The organism is Bacillus cereus group sp. N6 (assembly GCF_016483705.1).
GTDB lineage: Bacteria > Bacillota > Bacilli > Bacillales > Bacillaceae_G > Bacillus_A > Bacillus_A wiedmannii.
Map to the genome: position 1 here is coordinate 1 of NZ_JAEHBI010000074.1, position 14,367 is coordinate 14,367.

Here is a 14,367-nt window from a genome sequence, read left to right on the forward strand (position 1 = left end):
ACTTTCCCCATGTAGACACCTCATTTGGTTCATTTTTTATTATAGTAACCTGTGTCTACTTTTTAGTCTAACATCAGATCTAATTGCAAAGGAACATTCTCCTCAGGATTGAACGAGTTAGCAAGACTGTGTAGATCTTCTTCTGTGTAGTTGCGCCCTCTGTGAACGCCTGTGGAGAAAAGCTCTGCATCTTTGATAAGATCACCCTCTGAATTGGCTGAGAAGTTCTCCATTAGATGACCACTTTCTTTGAACTGCTTGAACATATTGTCTACCTCCTTCGATTAATCTATATGAGAAAGAAGACCTTAGCTGCGCTAAAGCCCCCCTAGTCACACTCTTTGATTCCTTTAGTGGAGTAATTCACCTCAGAAGCAACCTCCGTCCTAGTGACCTCAGCAGTTAATTACCAAGCATGAACTACTCAGTTATATTGCGTTATATGTTCTTTTAGTTACTTTCTCCGAAGTATTTATTCCAAGCTTTCATGAACTCTGAATATTCTTTATCAATCTGAATATCCATCTTATCTTGCGCTTCCTTTAGTGCATCTGAGTAGATACCACTAATGTGATTTACATGCTTACTCATATGACCTCTAGAGACAGCCAACCTCCTCAAGTTAGCTTGACTTCCGCCTGAGAGCATAAAGTTATCAATATGGTCAGCCTTTGCTCTGATCATACTTTCTACTTTTCGACTTTTTATAGTTAACGCATTATTCTCTGTATCCTTCTCAGCTGCCTCCTTAAGTTCTGCCTGTAGTTCTTCATCTGTAATAGCTTGAATTTGTTGAGCCAGCTCGCTTAGTTTAGTTTGGTGGTTAGCGATTTCTGTAGAAAACTTCTCCTTGGCTGTCTCATACTTAGCTACAGCTTTCTTATTAGTTGCGTTCTCGTCTAGCATTAGGTCTACTTTTGCTAACTCTAGGGCCTTATCTACTTGTCCAATCTTACCGCTTAACCCGCTAACTTTACTGTTTAGTTCTGCTACCTCATTGTTTAACTTGCCTAGTTTAGTTTCGTTACCTTTAGTGAAAAATTTAGTGATAATACCCATTAATAATCACTCTCCATAGTTTAGTTTTAGTTTGGGTTTTACTTACTAGTTGGCTCGGGGTGGGTGAGCCTTTGATGAAGACATATTGTAGGGGTTACCGCTCGATTAAACCTAATAATTTAGCTATCTCCTTTGTTCCTCTTTGGCTAACTAACATCTGTAACTTTCCACCTATCAGAGGCTTGTAGTTGATATGACCTTCTTCTCTCAAGTATGCGTACTTAGCAGTATGCAACCAGCTGCCTTTTCTTGTACGGTGGATAATCTTTGCTTGCTTTAACATTTGGTTTAACTGCTGAGGTGATCGTAAACCTAACTGCTTAGCCGTACTCTCAATAGTTGTATAACCCTCGATGTCCAACACTTTATCGTGATAAGCTACTGCTGGAGCTTGTTCTTCTAATTGAGCCTCCACTTGAGCTAGCTTCTTGTTCTTCCTAGCTATCGTCGCTTGAGCTACCACTAAAGCACGAGCTAGTAGATCATCATCGCTTTCTTCCTCGTTGGCAACCATATACCCACCATCTCTGCGGATGCTCGGTAGTACCTCTGAGGTTACCCACTTTTTGAATGCTTTGGCTTGAGGTTTGCGACTAGTTAAAATTAAACTGTAGAGACCTGCCTCATTGATAGACCTCATATGTTGCATTCCTCCAAGGGTGTCCACTAATACTGTACCTGCCTCGCCTTCATCTAATCGAGCATCGGAATTGCACGTTTAATAAAATCAATTGATATTCCTAGCTCGTCAGCAATGTGTTTTCTAGACCAAATTTGTAACTTACTAGGGTCTGTCTCATGTGGATTATCTACTAAGATATGATACTGAAAGTGAACATGATTTAAAAGTTGCATTAGTAGCCCTAACTCTGAGAGAGTAATTTTTTTAGCAATCTCTTTTAATTCCGTTTTGTAAACCTTTGTGAATAAATCCTTCTCCTCATAACCTCCACAGTTAAAGAAAGAATTCCCAAGGCTTATATATACGTTTATTCCTTCTTTAGTTCTAACTATTAAACTTAACTTTTCTAATTCCGCTAAGATATCATTTGTTTGTCGCTTGGATTTACCTAGTAAGTCAGCTGCATGAGTAGTTGTCATTCTCTCAAGTTTCTTCTTGTCAGCATGTTCCATAAACAGTTGTCCATCCTCGTTTAATTTAACAAACGCCATAAGGTACATGAGAACACCACTTTGTTCTAAGCTTAAATGTTTCTTCACCTCATTAAAGCCCTTCTTAACCATTACAAATTGTTCATTCCCTAGTTTATTCTCTTTGTATTTCTTACGAGCTTCCTTTTGACCTGGGCTGGTTAGATCGTACCCTGCCTCGAGTAACATTTTCTTAGCTATTTGTAAGTTATTCACTTTTCTTCCTCCTCATTTGCTATTTAAGCTCGTTTAACTTTGATTAACTTCTCCGGCTGATCTATTTGTAACGCTGTAGCTAACTTACTTAGTGTTTGCATATTAATAGACTTTGTAGCTTTAATACGAGAAAGGCTAGGCTGTGATATTCCAGTTAACTCAGCCAAACTAGTTAATGTATGATTTCGTTCTTTACAAATAGTTTCTAAATCAACGTAGAATTGAATAGTCATTTTCTTCCCTCCTATTTGGCTTTATTCCCCATCATTTATAAACCTATTAATCTAACAGTATAGTCAGAGTTAAAAAAAGCTAACTCAAAGGAACAACTATGAGTCAGCCAAGCTAGTGTTAAACTAGGGAGATTGTGTAATGAAAGTATCCTTTTATTTTCACTTCATAACTAATATGAACGGGCTGTGACCTCTACAGGGGAAAATCAACCTCCAACAGGTTCGCGACCTTTACCAAGTCCATCTTTGAACTTTGAGGAACTATTCCTTCTCACGGTATACCGATTAGAATATACTCTTGAAAAAGTTTCCTACATATATAACATACCAGGAACGTGACACCTAAAATTTTCCATTATAATTTGTAGCACACCTCAGGTGTCACACCCCCTTATTTACTCCTTCATAAAGATATTTACCAAGAGTGTGACTACCTCTTATTTTCCCTCCCGAAATACAAAAACTGTTACCCATAAAGAACTTGTGAAGTACGTCCAATAGCTGATTCCATTAATTTGTTATTGATAGGACAACCATGAGAGTGAATAGAATAAACTAAGGGGGATGTTATATGATTAAACGCTTAGGACTAAGTATCTTATTTATAAGTATTGGTTTATTAGGTGCCTGCTCACAAGAAGAAGCTACCACTACAAAGGCACCATTCGAAGACTACAAGCCATCTCAGGGGTACATTAATGAGGGAGAGTTTGAAGCTCTTGATTATGATATGACTAGCGAGGAGGTAGCTCAGTTAATTGGCGGTGTAGGCGAATTATATAAAGAAGAGGACTACATAAAAACCATAATTTACAAGGGCGAAGGCAATATAGAGTTTGCCATGCTAAGATTTGAAGATAACAAATTGGATTTGTGGAACAAACATGATAAAGAATAATTGCTTTATAGATAATTAGGTATAAGGAGTTAGACCGAAGAAGTCTACTCCATTATTACATTCTTGATACCTCTCTTGCCTATCCATGAGATACGCTATTCAGGTGTACCCTGAGCTCGAGAACAAGTGCAATAACTATTTAATTTCTTACCTAATCTGTTCTTGATTAGTAAATGGCATTATCATTAGTAAACTCAACGATAATCCACACAATACTAATCCATTTATATATGACTTAGTAATTGATCCATAGAAATTGCCTTCCAAACTATAAGCTCTATCTTGCTTACTTTCAAACCCATAGTTATTGAATGGTTTATCTAGAGTTGGAAACTTTGTAGCTACTGATCGTCCTAGTCTTATGGGTAATTCCATCTCAGAGGCAATCTCGTAAGCTTCAACTGATTGCGCTACGTTCTCCTCAGTATTCAACAGTTGAGTACGAACCTCTTTGGCAACTTCAGAATTAGGTAATAACATCCCTATTCGGAGGATGGCTTTCCTAGGGAATAGGCCATTATTGTTGATAGAGAATCTATATTCATCTCCGTTTCTTATTGTTACCGCATATGCTCCTTCTTTTTTTATCGAGATTTCTTGCGGAGTCATTTTGAATCTATAAGAATCCACTATTTTTTTCCTGATTTTGTTTCGTATCCATCCAATATCAATTCTTCTTTATTTCTTGTAATCACACTTTGTAGTGAGGAGGAATTTACATTATAAAATTTAGCAACCTGTTTAGTAGTGGCTACTTCTAATTCTGGTAATAACGATAAGTTTTTTACCCTGCTAAGTACCTCCACCCTGTCAATTAAGCTATCACGTTTGTCTTTTGGGTCGATTACTTCATTATTCATTTTTACGTTACTCATTAATATCAACCTTCTTAGTTTTATTTCCAATTATATTCCATGTCCAACTGAAAATAAATATTATCTATATATTCCGAATATAAGTAATACCTAGGTAATATCCAGTAGACATGTTCCCATATATCCAACACCATAGCTTTCTTAATCTCATCAGAAAAACTTGGGAAGTAATTGTGAATGAACTCCTCCTCACGGTCAGTCTGTACAGTACCACCTGTTAGGCGAATCTGCTTGAGGATTTTCTTTACTTCCTTTTTCCACTGTTTAGCTATTGGCTTACGAGATTGCATTAGTACTTCGTAGATTCCGTCCTCTGTGAGTGCCACTACCTTTGATTTATACGAACCAGATGTATTAATAATAAATGTGGTTTTTTCATCCTCATCTACATTGTTTAACATGTTGGTTGTATTTGTGTGTCCGATCCACTCAGCTACGTCCTTCGCAAGAAACAGTGGTTCTTCAATACTTCCATAAACCTTGAAAGGTTGACCTAAAACGTCTTGCTGGTGAACGACTTGTAAGTTATTCATTAAAATTCCATGGATACCGTCCTCAAATCAATTTAAAACGGTGTATGAGACCGCCAGCATTGAGCTAAAACGGTGTATGAAACCGCCAGTATTAAAACAGAATCAACCTTACTCTCCCAAGGGATTAAACCCATTTCACTTTCGGGTTTCTCTGTATTCTGTATATAACTACATTAGTCCATCTCATAGGCAAAACTCTAAAAGAGTTCACCTAATAGATTCCAGCTCAGTTAAAAAAAAATACAAATGACTACTGAGGAAGATTAATTAGTTATCCTATATAGGTTTACTACTTGGTGAAACCAAGAGAAAGACTATATAACTATCCTCAAAGAGTTTATCCTTCTCTAGGTTTTAAGTATTTAAATGCATTTAAAACAAATAACTACCTGAGGTAGAACTAATTAGTTGAACTTAATAGTTTTAACTTACTTAGATCTAATAACACTTTAGAAGGAGCTAACGAGGACGGACAACGGAGATGTAACTATGAGGGCGAATGTTAGGAGAATAAATTTTATAAAATTGACTGAGGAGATAAAACTCGGGAGGTCGATTTTGTGTCTGTATAGTAACGCTGTATAGCACCATCCGACATGTGCACCCACCCCTATGCTTGTAATACGTGATGCTAAAGAGGACGAGCCAACGAATATCTCCCTCAACAGTCACAGAAAGGCGGCTAACGAGAGCACCACAAACAGAGTCTAGCCATACAAGGCAACGATACAGGTAGTACATCTGAGCTGGCGCTACTCAACCATACATACAAGTATCAACTTACGTATCCACTTATCAGATCCACATGAGAACACTGTTAGGTACACGCTCAAGAGATGCATCTACATGGTTCATACTCGTATACAAATAAAAAAGAAACCACGAGGCAGCAACTTAATTGTCACCTATCTCGTAGTTCCTTCTTGTAATTTCCTCTTATTAATCTCTTTATATAGCTTACCTTGAGATATCCCTACTTGACTAACAATGTCCTTAATAGAATATTCTCCTGAGTCATACATCTGTAGAGCTACCCTTATTTTGTCATTGTCTAGTTGAGGTCTACCTAGTTTAACTCCACGTTTCTTTGCGCTTACTAGTCCTTCTCTTGTTCGTTCTGCTATTAAGTCCCTTTCGAGCTGGCTGATTACTGCCATCATAGAGAACATAGCTTTTCCAGTTGGCGTTGAAGTATCCATGTTTTCCTTTAGTGACACGAAAGTAACACCCATGGCATTTAACTCTTCGACAGTTGTAAGGATATCCAGAGTGTTTCTCCCTAGTCTGCTAATCGCTTCTACAATAACAGTATCACCTTCTCGTACTGTATCCATGAGCTGGGTTAATCCTGCTCGGTCTTTCTTAGTCCCGGTATATTTCTCTTGGATTAATCTATCATAGCCGTACTTCTTTAGTGCTTCTAGTTGTCTGTCCAGTAACTGCTCATCAGTTGAAACCCTAGCATAAGCGATTCTCATTAGGTTTCTCTCCCCTTACATTTATTGTACCTTTAATGTAACATGAGCACTCATTAAATGTAAAGGTTTTGTGTAATCTTTTATGTAATAACTTTATGTAACAACCAAAAGGCTTAACAGCAAGGTTTTCCTCTCTAGTTAAATGATTACACTTATCTATCGTTTTATGTAATCTTAGGATAGACTTGAAGGAATAACTGTGAGGTAGGAATATAAAGGTTCTACCTCTTTTGTTTGTATTGGTGAGGTGGTATCCGAGGGAGTTTCGCCTTCTCAGGTATAGCTAAGTTGTTATATTTTTATACCCTTTATAGTTCCTATGTTGATGTACTGAAAAGTGACCACATCGAGGTGGGGGTTTTAACTTCAAGGGTAATCCCCTCTCAGTTTTTGTCTCGTATACACCTATAATTATGTTGCTCTATCTAGCCATTTATATCTAGAGTCCTACCTCACCAGATTAATAACAGGGTGGTACTTAATCACCAAGGTACACACTCTATAGAAAAACACTGCTTGGATTTTAGCAGTGTCAGTTAGCTTCCTTACAAATTCCAATCAATTCAGGTTTATTGCTGTACTTTCTATGTGACATGTTATGACCAACTTTCTAAAATGTATTTATCAGAATCTACCTGATATATTTAGCATACAATATAATCCATTAGTATAGTGTTAATTTGTTCCAATAAATAAATTTAGAGTCCCAGCTTACCAACAGAGTGTCAACCACTTACCGAGATACTAACTCCAAAGAAAAACACTGCTTAGATTCAAACAGTGTTTAGGTGATACCTATTTATTTTCTTCCCCTTGAGCTGGAGCCTTTGGTGAAATACCATTAATCTTTAAGGCTAGCTCAACAAGTGCATCTTCTCTCTTGTCCTCATTCTGAATCTTAGATAATAAGAAGTTACTAAAGTAGAAGTGATGTGTGTTTACAAATCGATTATGAAACTCCGTTAATGATTTGACAGCCTCAGAATGCATCTTCAAGTAAATTACAGCAATAAAATTAGATAGTATAGCTCCTATCGCACCTACTGAGGCTACAATTATCTTATTTTCTAGCTCGTTGGAACTGTTAAGCATTAAGAAGTACAAAGTTATTCCAATTATTGCAAAACCAATTAATATACATGCTATACCAACAACAAATATCCATGCGCTTTGTTTTAAATTTTCATCATAGTATTTCTTCAATTCAAGATGATGATGTTTAAAGAGTGTTTCCGATCTCTCCTCTAATGATGAATGAGATATACTTAATAAATCTAACTCGTTCTCTACTTCTTGTAATTCAATTATATACACAGTTGACGGCCTTCTTAAAAGTTGATAAAAAGTGAACATAAAAGAGAATGTAAAGACTGCCGATAGGATAAATAACGTAGGTTCTGTATATACTCCATAACTATCTTGTTTGAGTATATCTCCTACATTATATACAAGATATAACAATATACAAATATTCAGGATAGCTAAAACCAAGTAAATTCTATTTCTTCTCTTATTCCAATTAATCAAGTTCTTTAAATGTATCTTTCTATTTTCTAATAAAGATTTACGTGAATTCGGTAGCGAATTAATATTTATCTTTAACTCCCCCTTACTATTTAAATATCCTTCTATTATATTATAACATGTCACATCTCAATAAACGATATCTCCATCTCTTATCCCCCCGAGGCAGCTTACCTAGATTACTAATCAGCACTAGATTCGAAGACACTTCTCACAAGTTCCAACTGAATAGTTATTGACTCACAAGTCTGTAACCTCTATAATTTTCCTAAACGAATAACTAAAAGAGTGGTCACTCATAGATAAAACCTCATCAGGCTTAACTTCCGCCTCTACATCTGCTGAAAATTCATTATCCGCTATGGTAGTTGGCGTATGTACGCATCCGAACTACCGCGGAAATGGATTTGCTTCACTCATATTGCAAAAAATGATTCAAGACTTTACGAAAGAAGGCCGAACACTTTGCTTGTTTTATAATAATCCGGCTGCTGGACGAATTTATAAACGATTAGGGTTTAAAGATATAGGGATGTGGACGATGTACCGATAATAAAAAGCCGATTTGAAATCGGCTTTTTATACATATTGTGCTAATCCAGCTTCAAAGGCTTTTTTATCATTATTTAGTACACCAAACAATGCTTCTTGAAGCGCAAATGTACTTTTATAAAAATACATTCGTTCCTTTACTGCTTCTAAATTAGGATAATGAGCTGAAAATAGTTGTAAAAACTCCTCTCCATAACTAGCTAATTCTATTCGAAGTTTCTGAATACCTTTTTCATATTTCGGAAACCGGAATACTACATTATCATTTACAATTAATACATCATTATTTTGGCCAATTTCATTTATATAAGCTGATCTTATTTGTAATTCAGGACACACTCTTTGTAAATACGAAACATACTCATTTTCTTTTCTCATTCTTTCCCCTCTCCCGTTCAAGCCTATTGTTCTCACTTCAAAGTCATAATTACCTGTCTTTCAACAAAACCAAACTCTTCGTACATCTCTTTCGCAAAATTCCCGGCAAATACATTTAAGCGAATTTCTGAATACGTCTCCTTCAATTCCTTAATACCAGCTTCCATCAGTTCTTTCGACAGTCCTTTCCCGCGATATTCTGGAAAAACGTATAACTCATATATAAATCCAAGTTTTTCATGAGAGAAATAGTCTGTATTTTCCCCTATTAATACCCATCCCATTACTTTCTTTTCTTCTTTAATAACTAAATAATATGCTCCCTTTTCCACTATTGGCTTTGTAATTTCAATCGCTTTCTCTATACTTAATCGACAATTCCCTCTTGTCCCTTCAAAAAGTGATTGAGCTGCATACTGTAAGATTTCATTCGTTTCTTCTCGATTCGCCTTTTCTATCATTTTTCACAACTCCACTCATTAATAGGCATTACTATCGCTTGTTCAAGTTCCTCCGACTCAATCACAATTGCCAGCAATCCCTTTTCCGTAATCGTTTCATGAAATTCGCCCTTCTCCCAAAACACAGCCTGTCCCGCTTCCACCTTCACATTTTCTTTATCTGCTCCGCATACATATCCTTCTCCATCCATAATAAGAAGCAGCTGTGATACAACTGCTTCATGATATCCAATTATTCCATTCTCTCGTAAATGCATAGCACCAATATGTACATTTCCTTTATGGTTTAATATTTTTGACATTATGAAATTAGATTGAAATGCTGAGATTTTCTTTCCCACTTTTTCACTAAAATCAAAAATTTTCATTACTAATCCTCCCTATACGTATAAAACCATCCTTACTGTCTGCATCATATGTCCTTCAAAATCTTCTTCAAATTCCTCTAATTGTGCAAAACCTTTCGCTTCATAAAAACGTTTTCCTTTTTCATTCGCTGCTTCTACATGAATGTATAGTTTCCGAATTCCTTTTAATTCCGTTAACCCTTTTTGTAATAAAGCACTTCCTACCCCTTTCCCTTGCTGATCTGGTAACAAATAAATCGCTCCTAATTCTGCTTCGTTTTGCAATCTAACAGGTGAAAAATTCGCAAAGCCAATTACTTCTCCCTCTTCTTCCGCAACGAATAAATGTGTATTTTCAAGACGATATTTCATTTTTTCATCAGAATAGGCCTCGTCTAAAAATCTGTCTTGAATCTCTCTCGGAATAATGCTTTCGTATGTATCATGCCAAGCTATTTTCGCTACGGATTGTACAGCGTGAATATCTTCTTGCTTCATTTCTCTAATTACATATGTCATCTCGTTGTCTCCATTCTCTTTAACTTATATTCTGCTAATATACTAGAAGAAATGGCAGAACCATTTTCATAATTCACTTTAATTAATTTTAATTTCTCAATTGAAGCTGTTGCATAATCAAATTTTTCATATATATATTCCATTACACTTAAAAACTGATTTGCATGTAACTTATTTGCAATCGTGCAATGCGGAACCCATTTTCCTGGTACATAATATGAATTTAAATTATCATGAAAAGTTTTAAAATTATCATGATAAGAATGATGAAGTTTTAACAATTCATCTGTAATGGTCGGTGCTAAAAAGATCGTTCCATTAGTAGGAAAAACTCCAACAGAAGGAAAATTTATTGCAGCCATATTTTCTTGAACAGCTACAAACTCCTCTAATTTCTTAGTATATAAGTTAACATCTACCTCATTGTAATCAGCTAATGTAATATGAGGTTCTACTCCGGCTAATTGATTTGTGCCAATGATATTTGTTATTTCATTTTGTAATTCTATAATTTTATTAGTAAACACACGATCAAATGTAGCAATAATAGCGTACATACTTTCTCACCCCTTCGTTACATATAACGCTTCCCATTCTTCACGAATCATTCCCATTCGAATAGAATCATAGTACGTCCCGTTATAATAACGACATTTTCGCATCCTACCTTCTAAGCTCATTCCTATTTTCTCCGCTACTTTCATCATTCGTTCATTGCCAGACCAAGTCGTGATTCCTACTCTGCCAATCTCCATCTTTTCAAATAGTAAATCTCGATATAACGTTAACGCCTCTGTACCATAACCACCATTCCAGTAATTTGGATTATAAATAACAAGCCCTATCTCTAACCAACGCGTCGGTTTATATTCCCAATAAAACCCGATTGTCCCTATAATTTGACCGTTATTTTCTATAATTAAATTGGATAGAGGTTCCTCTTTTAAACGAGTTTTCATCTTCTCTTTATAAGACGAGTATTCTTGCATTGAAAACGGAAAATACGGTGCATCCCATTTTTTCCATTCTGGATTTTCTTCTTTAAATACGAGATCCCATAATGTTTTTATATCTGATTCTTCAATTGCACGAATTGTAACTTTATCCCCTTTTACTCTTACGTTTTGCATAATTTCCTCCTACACTCCTCTTTATTTCATATATAATTATAATGTTTTTTCAGAAAAATCAAAACAAATATCGTTTATTATATTGTATAATTTTGTTATAAGATACCAATTATTCATGTGGAGAGCTGGTGATTCAATGAATAATCGATTTAGTATTGCTTTATTTCTCACTATTATTACAACAAATATTATTCTCTATTTCTTCTTACCATTACGTATTGTTACGAAATGGGACTTCAATGGAACGCCTACATCAACAATGGATAAAAGCACTTTTGTTATCGTAAATATAATTATATGTACCTTCTTATTCTTTTTATTTTTAGCTTTATCTAAAGCAGCGAGTAACCAGAAATTTCTCCTTTGGATTGGCAACACAATTTTACTATTTTTATTTTTTGTCGATATTGTCATTGCTCTCATCGCTCTTGGCTTCACTCTTCCTCTTGATCATTTCATATTTTTAGCATTAGGGCTTTTATTTATATTAATAGGCTATTTCAGTTCCAAAATCGATACGAGTAAATCAACGGTTTCATTGGAATGGAATGATAAACATCTTGAAAAAAGAGCTTCAAATATTTGTAGTATTTCAATGATAATAGCAGGTATTTTCCTAGCCGGGCTTCCATTTATCGTTCCTGTTCCGTATAGAGGTTATGCTATAATCGCAATTATTTTAGGAATGACGCTTGCCATTTTACCGAGTACGATTTACTTACTTATGAAAGACAGCAAGCAATCTACTCATTTAAAAAGGTAATAAAAAAATAGGAGGTTCTATACCTCCTATTTCAGCTAAACGTTTTCTTTTTCATTTTTTCTATCTCAACTAAAATTCCTTTCTCTATCCAGCCTTCTATTCCATCTCTTTTCACTAAATCATATCCTGAACAGCTTCCATCAATGAGAGAAACAATGTCCCCTTTCCTTACACATATTTGTGCACAAGAAATATCGGTTTTCACTGTGTAATCACCTGACTCAAGCTGCCTAATATATTCATTTTTCACATAAAGTAATGTATTCGTTTCCTTTTGCTTGCATATTGTGTATTCTTGCACCTTCTCCATCGGCTCTATGTAATAATATGGATATGTTACCCCGCCCTGCATTTCTGAATTCGCATTAAAATCTGCTATCACTTCAAACTCTGGAAAATAGTCTACATATGTATAAGAAAACATATCACCTGCTGGTTTCCTTTGAATGATAAATGCGTTTAATTGCCCTGCCTCTTTAATCGCATTTCCCCCATCCATCGCAATAATCTTTTTCTCCTTATCAATAACTGGATTATTAGACGGTGCTTTGTCTGAATAGTTTACAACAGGCCAATGACCGACAACTACATATTTATGTGCTCTATGTGATTTATTGAAAAACTCCGGCATTGCTATCGCATTTTTTCGTTCTGTCTCTTTCCAATCTTCTCTATCTTCAAGGCCAGCATGTACAAAAATATAATCTTCTGTTTCAAGCGCTGTTGGCAATTCTGTCAGCCACTTTATTTCTTTTGAAAAATGGCTCATTAATACTTCCCTTACTTTTTGAATAGGCGTACCTTCATGAATAGAGAAATGCACACACTCTAACCATTCATTAAAAATCGAATGCTTTCTCGTACATAAATAATTGATAAGACCAGGATTTTCATTTAAAAGCGCATCAACTAAAACTTCACAATTCCCTTCAACAACGTGAACATTTGAATTGTTCTTTACAAGATTCATAACGTAGTTTACGACGCAGATGCTGTCTCTTCCTTTCTCACAAAGATCACCATTAATAATTAAATAATCTTCATCTTTAAAGTTAACTTTCTGTAGTACTTCTTTTAAAAGAAGTACTTCTCCATGAATATCAGATATTACGATTACTCTAACATCATTAGGGATTGATAGTTTCTTTATTTTTTCCAAGTGTAAGCGCTCCAATCATTCTCTGTATTATTTACAAAAAAACAATTCAACAACTTAAATTATAAACCTTTCTAAATGAAATAGGTTCTATATATTATGTCATATAGAACCTATCCTTCTTTATAATTCTTTATAAAAAGAAAAACTTACCTTATCATAACCTTCTCTTTCATAAAAGCGGTGAGCGTCTAATCTAGGAAACGCTGATGTAAGAACGATGGACTCACATTCGTTTTCTTTTCCCCAGTTCTCTATATAGGAGAGTAATACATTCCCATACCCTTTTGAACGATGTGCTTCTGCTGTTACAAGGTCATATACGAAAACATGTTTCTCATTATAAAAATTCGTACAAATCGCTACACCGGCTAGACTAACTGCTTCATCTTCTTCATTACGTAGCGAAAATAGTTTATAATTCTCTTCTTTCATTTTTTGAAACAAAGAACTTGCTTCTTCTCTTGAAAGTTTCGTTCGTAACTGCTGTAATACGGGAAATACATCATGTAAATCCGCTTCTGTTACTACTTCTCTAATATTCATTTTGATTCTCCCCTTACTATTTATAAAATTTTCTAAATGTTATATCATCATTATAGAAAGCCACTGCCCTTAGCTTAAGTGACAGTTTTATCTTTTTTTATAAGGCCAGTATGAAAAGGAGCGTCTACGAATGGATCTGACTATCCCATTAGTATTACAAAGTAAAATACCCCTTTACTTACAAATTTATGAATATATGAAACGAGAAATCTCTCATAGATCACTATGTGCCGGTACACGCCTTCCTTCTCACAGAAATTTAGCAGTACAACTTAATGTGAGCCGTATTACAGTGGAATCCGCTTATCAACAATTACTAGCTGAAGGGTATGTAGAAAGCAAACCGAAACGTGGGATTTTTGTTGCAGAAGTTGATATGGATGTCATTCAAAAGAAACAGCAAATTGCGTCAAACAGTGCTAACAATAAAGAAAACGAACAATATGATTATGATTGTAGTCAAGGACTTATTGATATTAAGTCAATAAAATAGACACAGATAATTTCAATTATGCAGCCTCCGATTCGTACATACGTTCTTTTTTAG

20 protein-coding genes and 2 pseudogenes are annotated in these 14,367 nt (G+C 35.3%); 4 read left to right on the forward strand and 18 right to left on the reverse strand.

Going from position 1 to position 14,367, the window contains the following annotated elements; translation table 11 throughout:
- Positions 1-62: 62 nt before the first annotated feature.
- The 5 genes from JDS99_RS28290 to JDS99_RS28315 all read right to left on the reverse strand — a co-directional run bounded on the left by JDS99_RS28290 (position 63) and on the right by JDS99_RS28315 (position 2,660).
- Complete coding sequence (locus JDS99_RS28290) at positions 63-266, reverse strand: hypothetical protein (RefSeq protein WP_242475777.1); 204 nt, start codon at positions 264-266, stop codon at positions 63-65.
- Positions 267-450: 184 nt separating this feature from the next.
- The gene (locus JDS99_RS28295; RefSeq protein ID WP_199696172.1) at positions 451-1,059 is read right to left on the reverse strand and encodes a hypothetical protein; all 609 of its coding nucleotides are present in this window, start codon (positions 1,057-1,059) and stop codon (positions 451-453) included.
- A 94-nt stretch (positions 1,060-1,153) separates the two neighbouring features.
- Positions 1,154-1,699, reverse strand: coding sequence for a phage antirepressor KilAC domain-containing protein (locus JDS99_RS28300; protein WP_242475778.1), 546 nt, complete (start codon positions 1,697-1,699; stop codon positions 1,154-1,156).
- 53 nt (positions 1,700-1,752) lie between these two features.
- On the reverse strand, positions 1,753-2,427 hold the full coding sequence (locus JDS99_RS28310) for a hypothetical protein (protein ID WP_199696173.1): 675 nt from the start codon (positions 2,425-2,427) through the stop codon (positions 1,753-1,755).
- Between the two features lie 23 nt (positions 2,428-2,450).
- Entirely contained in the window at positions 2,451-2,660 is a 210-nt protein-coding gene (locus JDS99_RS28315; RefSeq protein ID WP_087957870.1) for a helix-turn-helix domain-containing protein, read from the reverse strand.
- 571 nt (positions 2,661-3,231) lie between these two features.
- Here JDS99_RS28315 and JDS99_RS28320 point away from each other — a divergent pair.
- Positions 3,232-3,558, forward strand: a complete 327-nt coding sequence (locus JDS99_RS28320; RefSeq protein WP_199696174.1) for a hypothetical protein — start codon at positions 3,232-3,234, stop codon at positions 3,556-3,558.
- 147 nt (positions 3,559-3,705) lie between these two features.
- Here the strand turns inward: JDS99_RS28320 and JDS99_RS28325 are convergent, their stop codons facing one another.
- The 5 genes from JDS99_RS28325 to JDS99_RS28345 all read right to left on the reverse strand — a co-directional run bounded on the left by JDS99_RS28325 (position 3,706) and on the right by JDS99_RS28345 (position 7,758).
- Positions 3,706-4,188 (reverse strand): hypothetical protein, encoded by a 483-nt coding sequence (locus tag JDS99_RS28325; RefSeq protein ID WP_199696175.1) that lies wholly within the window; start codon positions 4,186-4,188, stop codon positions 3,706-3,708.
- Positions 4,188-4,433 carry a hypothetical protein gene (locus JDS99_RS28330; RefSeq protein ID WP_199696176.1) on the reverse strand — a complete coding sequence of 82 codons (246 nt, stop codon included), beginning with the start codon at positions 4,431-4,433 and terminating at the stop codon, positions 4,188-4,190. The genes JDS99_RS28325 and JDS99_RS28330 overlap by 1 nt, the downstream gene beginning before the upstream one ends.
- A 20-nt stretch (positions 4,434-4,453) precedes the next feature.
- Positions 4,454-4,966, reverse strand: coding sequence for a BRO-N domain-containing protein (locus JDS99_RS28335; protein ID WP_199696177.1), 513 nt, complete (start codon positions 4,964-4,966; stop codon positions 4,454-4,456).
- Positions 4,967-5,871: 905 nt separating this feature from the next.
- On the reverse strand, positions 5,872-6,444 hold the full coding sequence (locus tag JDS99_RS28340; RefSeq protein WP_199696178.1) for a recombinase family protein: 573 nt from the start codon (positions 6,442-6,444) through the stop codon (positions 5,872-5,874).
- Positions 6,445-7,239: 795 nt separating this feature from the next.
- On the reverse strand, positions 7,240-7,758 hold the full coding sequence (locus tag JDS99_RS28345) for a TRADD-N-associated membrane domain-containing protein (RefSeq protein WP_242475779.1): 519 nt from the start codon (positions 7,756-7,758) through the stop codon (positions 7,240-7,242).
- Positions 7,759-8,293: 535 nt separating this feature from the next.
- Between JDS99_RS28345 and JDS99_RS28350 the strand changes: the two are divergent.
- Positions 8,294-8,521: pseudogene (locus JDS99_RS28350) on the forward strand (GNAT family N-acetyltransferase); the annotation flags it as partial.
- A gap of 26 nt (positions 8,522-8,547) precedes the next feature.
- On the opposite strand, the gene JDS99_RS28355 reads toward JDS99_RS28350, so the two are convergent.
- The 6 genes from JDS99_RS28355 to JDS99_RS28380 are packed head-to-tail and all read right to left on the reverse strand — an operon-like array spanning position 8,548 to position 11,355.
- Complete coding sequence (locus tag JDS99_RS28355; protein ID WP_088063138.1) at positions 8,548-8,898, reverse strand: hypothetical protein; 351 nt, start codon at positions 8,896-8,898, stop codon at positions 8,548-8,550.
- A gap of 32 nt (positions 8,899-8,930) precedes the next feature.
- Positions 8,931-9,359, reverse strand: coding sequence for a GNAT family N-acetyltransferase (locus JDS99_RS28360; RefSeq protein WP_097907110.1), 429 nt, complete (start codon positions 9,357-9,359; stop codon positions 8,931-8,933).
- The gene (locus JDS99_RS28365; RefSeq protein ID WP_199696179.1) at positions 9,356-9,727 is read right to left on the reverse strand and encodes a cupin; all 372 of its coding nucleotides are present in this window, start codon (positions 9,725-9,727) and stop codon (positions 9,356-9,358) included. The genes JDS99_RS28360 and JDS99_RS28365 overlap by 4 nt, the downstream gene beginning before the upstream one ends.
- 12 nt (positions 9,728-9,739) lie before the next feature.
- Positions 9,740-10,225 carry a GNAT family N-acetyltransferase gene (locus JDS99_RS28370; RefSeq protein WP_087982712.1) on the reverse strand — a complete coding sequence of 162 codons (486 nt, stop codon included), beginning with the start codon at positions 10,223-10,225 and terminating at the stop codon, positions 9,740-9,742.
- Complete coding sequence (locus JDS99_RS28375) at positions 10,222-10,782, reverse strand: 2'-5' RNA ligase family protein (protein ID WP_088063135.1); 561 nt, start codon at positions 10,780-10,782, stop codon at positions 10,222-10,224. The genes JDS99_RS28370 and JDS99_RS28375 overlap by 4 nt, the downstream gene beginning before the upstream one ends.
- 6 nt (positions 10,783-10,788) lie before the next feature.
- Positions 10,789-11,355 (reverse strand): GNAT family N-acetyltransferase, encoded by a 567-nt coding sequence (locus JDS99_RS28380; RefSeq protein WP_097889438.1) that lies wholly within the window; start codon positions 11,353-11,355, stop codon positions 10,789-10,791.
- 136 nt (positions 11,356-11,491) lie between these two features.
- On the opposite strand from JDS99_RS28380, the gene JDS99_RS28385 reads away from it, so the two are divergent.
- Positions 11,492-12,118, forward strand: a complete 627-nt coding sequence (locus tag JDS99_RS28385) for a DUF1648 domain-containing protein (protein WP_097908536.1) — start codon at positions 11,492-11,494, stop codon at positions 12,116-12,118.
- Positions 12,119-12,149: 31 nt separating this feature from the next.
- Here JDS99_RS28385 and JDS99_RS28390 read toward each other — a convergent pair whose 3' ends face one another.
- Positions 12,150-13,277, reverse strand: a complete 1,128-nt coding sequence (locus JDS99_RS28390; RefSeq protein WP_199696180.1) for a metallophosphoesterase — start codon at positions 13,275-13,277, stop codon at positions 12,150-12,152.
- A 120-nt stretch (positions 13,278-13,397) separates the two neighbouring features.
- A complete protein-coding gene (locus JDS99_RS28395; protein ID WP_087982720.1) occupies positions 13,398-13,820 on the reverse strand; it encodes a GNAT family N-acetyltransferase in 423 nt (140 codons plus the stop codon).
- 130 nt (positions 13,821-13,950) lie between these two features.
- Here JDS99_RS28395 and JDS99_RS28400 point away from each other — a divergent pair.
- Positions 13,951-14,304: pseudogene (locus tag JDS99_RS28400) on the forward strand (GntR family transcriptional regulator); the annotation flags it as partial.
- Positions 14,305-14,367 lie beyond the last annotated feature (63 nt).

Bases quoted from the DNA above. Each gene is read 5' to 3' on its own strand.
- JDS99_RS28375 (WP_088063135.1), bottom strand. From the start codon at position 10,782: ATGTACGCTATTATTGCTACATTTGATCGTGTGTTTACTAATAAAATT.
- JDS99_RS28385 (WP_097908536.1), top strand. From the start codon at position 11,492: ATGAATAATCGATTTAGTATTGCTTTATTTCTCACTATTATTACAACA.
- JDS99_RS28395 (WP_087982720.1), bottom strand. From the start codon at position 13,820: ATGAATATTAGAGAAGTAGTAACAGAAGCGGATTTACATGATGTATTT.
- JDS99_RS28380 (WP_097889438.1), bottom strand. From the start codon at position 11,355: ATGCAAAACGTAAGAGTAAAAGGGGATAAAGTTACAATTCGTGCAATT.
- JDS99_RS28340 (WP_199696178.1), bottom strand. From the start codon at position 6,444: ATGAGAATCGCTTATGCTAGGGTTTCAACTGATGAGCAGTTACTGGAC.
- JDS99_RS28365 (WP_199696179.1), bottom strand. From the start codon at position 9,727: ATGAAAATTTTTGATTTTAGTGAAAAAGTGGGAAAGAAAATCTCAGCA.
- JDS99_RS28295 (WP_199696172.1), bottom strand. From the start codon at position 1,059: ATGGGTATTATCACTAAATTTTTCACTAAAGGTAACGAAACTAAACTA.
- JDS99_RS28355 (WP_088063138.1), bottom strand. From the start codon at position 8,898: ATGAGAAAAGAAAATGAGTATGTTTCGTATTTACAAAGAGTGTGTCCT.
- JDS99_RS28335 (WP_199696177.1), bottom strand. From the start codon at position 4,966: ATGAATAACTTACAAGTCGTTCACCAGCAAGACGTTTTAGGTCAACCT.
- JDS99_RS28315 (WP_087957870.1), bottom strand. From the start codon at position 2,660: ATGACTATTCAATTCTACGTTGATTTAGAAACTATTTGTAAAGAACGA.
- JDS99_RS28320 (WP_199696174.1), top strand. From the start codon at position 3,232: ATGATTAAACGCTTAGGACTAAGTATCTTATTTATAAGTATTGGTTTA.
- JDS99_RS28360 (WP_097907110.1), bottom strand. From the start codon at position 9,359: ATGATAGAAAAGGCGAATCGAGAAGAAACGAATGAAATCTTACAGTAT.
- JDS99_RS28300 (WP_242475778.1), bottom strand. From the start codon at position 1,699: ATGAGGTCTATCAATGAGGCAGGTCTCTACAGTTTAATTTTAACTAGT.
- JDS99_RS28290 (WP_242475777.1), bottom strand. From the start codon at position 266: ATGTTCAAGCAGTTCAAAGAAAGTGGTCATCTAATGGAGAACTTCTCA.
- JDS99_RS28330 (WP_199696176.1), bottom strand. From the start codon at position 4,433: ATGAGTAACGTAAAAATGAATAATGAAGTAATCGACCCAAAAGACAAA.
- JDS99_RS28370 (WP_087982712.1), bottom strand. From the start codon at position 10,225: ATGACATATGTAATTAGAGAAATGAAGCAAGAAGATATTCACGCTGTA.